General features: G+C 53.3%; 3 protein-coding genes. All 3 read right to left on the bottom strand.

Translation table 11 applies throughout. From position 1 onward, the window contains the following. Positions 1–1,035, bottom strand: a 1,035-nt coding sequence (locus HPY58_14075) for a hypothetical protein (protein ID NPV30740.1), incomplete at its 3' end; no start/stop codon positions are given. A gap of 14 nt (positions 1,036–1,049) precedes the next feature. Next, the gene (locus HPY58_14070; GenBank protein NPV30739.1) at positions 1,050–2,030 is read right to left on the bottom strand and encodes an AAA family ATPase; all 981 of its coding nucleotides are present in this window, start codon (positions 2,028–2,030) and stop codon (positions 1,050–1,052) included. Positions 2,031–2,032: 2 nt separating this feature from the next. Next, positions 2,033–2,950, bottom strand: a 918-nt coding sequence (locus HPY58_14065; protein ID NPV30738.1) for an N-6 DNA methylase, incomplete at its 5' end; no start/stop codon positions are given.

Below are 2,950 nucleotides of genomic sequence, written 5' to 3'. Positions count from 1 at the left end.
GGCCTGATAGGCGCTTTCAAATCCATCCGGGTCATCAACGATTAGTCGCCCATCGAGCAGTCGATGCTTCGTTAGAGGCAAGCCATCAAACAAGGCAACGATTGGCTCCCCCCTTGGAAGCACACTATCGACCAACTGACCAATGTGTTGCGTCTCACTCATATCCTCGGGTATGCGAATTGCACATTGACCCACTGGATGCACGTACATAATGTCTTCGCATTGGAAGAGCCGGAAATCTGCCAATGTGTCGACTTGCAAAAGAAATTGAGACACCTCCTTGATAGGGATTCTTCCCAATACACCATGGTATGCAATTTCAGGTATAACACACTGGCTGGTGATTTCGCCGCCAAGAGTTTGAACCACATTTTCGAGATAAGCATTCGCTTTCTGCCGCCGATTAGGATCATTTCGATACCACAGTTCGACTTCAAAAGGTACCGTTTCCTGACCGTGTTCAATTCTTTCCTTCCAGTCCTCCCAGAGACCTGTATCTCTTATGCGGTCCTGAGCATCCCATGGTCGAATGGTGCGAAGGTGATAGCGGAATAAGTCCTTCATCGGTGCAAGCCCCTTGGGAAATGGGGCTTCTGGATCCTCCCGCCACTTATTGAACAGACTTAGTAACTCATCGAGGGCACGCCGGTCTGTCATAATGAGAAACAATTGGCCCGTTAGTTTTTTGTCTGGATCCCTTTCGTCTTCGAAGCCGTCACCAGGATCTATATCAGTGAGTTCTAATTCACCCAGCCATTCTAAACCGGATATTTTTTTAACTGCATTTATAAAGCGCTCAACAGAGCCAACGGTCTCGAGTACTAATGTTTGTTCCGGTTGAATTCCAAGCGAAGTGCTTTGGAGGATGAGCCGTTGCTTTTCCATTGCCTCTTGGAGGCGCTTAAATTGGGGTGCTAGCCTTGAGGCTTGCTGCTGGGCATCAGGTAACTTGACTTTCCTGCCACCACTGCCAAGTCGTTTCAGTCGTTCTGAGCGTAATGGGGCCGGAAATATAAGGAGGGGATGTTCAGCCATAATCAGTCCCTCTCTCAGGTATTATCTGCTTTTACTGTGGCCCGTTTCATCCATTGACTTAGGACCTGCTGCGCAATCTTTTTGGTGTCTGCATCCGGTCCACTTAAAGTAATTCTTCTAACTATGTCAGTACCAAATTCCTCAATTTCAGCAAAGCTCAGGCCCATCAGTCTCTCTGCCAGATAACGAGGAGTTAAGCCAAGTTTGTGCCCTGTACGTTTTTCGAACCGCTTAAACCATTCCTCGATCTGTTGCTGTGTGGGCATTGGCAGTTCCAAGCGAATTTGGAAGCGCCGCCATACGGCTCGGTCTAGTAATTCTGGATGATTACTTGCCACCACAACAACCACATAGCTCGGCAAAGCGTCTATCTGTAACAGTAGTGAACTTACCACGCGCTTAATTTCTCCTGTTTCGTGAAGGTCACCGCGCTCTTTTCCTACTGCATCAAACTCATCAAAGAACAACACACAGTGTCGCGTGCGAGCGTATTCGAAAACCTGGCCGAGACGCTGTGATGTCTCTCCGAGGTAGCTACCGATGACCGCTTCGTAACGAACTACTAACAACGGAACGCCAAGGGCATCGGCGATTCCTTCTGCTAAAGATGTCTTGCCATTTCCAGGCGGTCCAATCAGCAATACGCGGTTGCGAGGCTCGAGATTATAGGACCGTAGTAGATCGGCTCGATGCTGCTCTTCGACCAGTTCGCGAACGGCTTGTTCAGCCTCGAGTGGTAAGATCAGATCTTCAATATGTCGTCGCGGGACAACCTCAACTATAAACGGGCCGGAGAGCATCCGTGTGGCTGGTGGAACAGTGCGAGAGAGCCCATTACCATCCACGTGGAGCTGTGCAAGGAGTTGATCAGCAAAAATAGTGTGATTCTTTGCCCGCTCGTCTGCTGCCAGCGCCTCAACGGTTTTCTTAAACTGTGCCAGATCGCCCCGTGCAGCAGCCTTTACGAGGTTCAAAATCAAATCAGCTCGTGCCATGTTTATTGTCCCTTCTCAAAGTTAATAATCTGCGCCAACAACCCTTCCGCCTCCTTCTCCACCGCCAGAAGGTCAGCGCGGATCTCCTCCAGTGTGCGCAGGGCCTTTGGCTTGTAGAAGTAGCGGTTGAAGCTAATCTCGTAGCCGATCTTGACGCTTGCCGGGTCGTACCAGGCGTCCGGCGCGTAGGGCAGCACCTCGCGCCGCAGGAAGGTCTCGATGGCCGTGCGCTGGTCGTCGGGGCTGGGCAGGTAGCCGGGCGCATGGCATGCCGGGCACTCGAGGAAGGGGATCTGCTCGCTCTCTCGAAGTTCCGTGTCCGGCTCGTATTCCACCACGCGCCGCTTGCCGTGAATGGTAACCTCGAACAGGCCGCGAAGCGGATCGGGCGCGGTGCCGGGTTTGTGAATTTTCTTGATGACCGGCGGTGCATCGTCGGCTCGTTCGACCGTTTCCCGAAGCGCTTTGATCTCCTTGGGGGTGTAGACGCGCTCGGGGTCGATGCCTTTCAGGCGCAGGGGGCGCTCCACCGTCACCTTCCAGTAGCCGAAGGCCGCGTTGGGGAAGATCTTGGACTGCTCGGTCTCCTCGAATTTGAGGAAGGTATCAACAATGCGACGGATGTCCTCTTCGGACAGCTCGCAGTTCTTCTTGCCCAGGTTCTTGCGCAGGGGCTTGTACCACTGCGTGGCATCGATGAGCTGCACGCGGCCTTTGCGGTGCTCGGGCTTCCTGTTCGTGAGCACCCATACGTAGGTGGCGATGCCGGTGTTGTAGAACATGTTAAGCGGCAGGGCGACGATCGCCTCGAGCCAGTCGTTCTCGATGATCCAGCGGCGAATGTTGCTCTCGCCCTGGCCGGCGTCCCCCGTAAACAGCGACGAGCCGTTGTGCACCTCGGCGATGCGACTGCCGAGCGG

The sequence above is a fragment of the Bacillota bacterium genome (genome assembly GCA_013177945.1).
Lineage (GTDB): Bacteria > Bacillota > DSM-12270 > Thermacetogeniales > Thermacetogeniaceae > Ch130.
The sequence above is the reverse complement of the archived record's forward strand: the minus strand, read 5'-3'. Positions and strand labels throughout refer to the sequence as shown.

Bases quoted from the DNA above. Each gene is read 5' to 3' on its own strand.
- HPY58_14070 (NPV30739.1), bottom strand. From the start codon at position 2,030: ATGGCACGAGCTGATTTGATTTTGAACCTCGTAAAGGCTGCTGCACGG.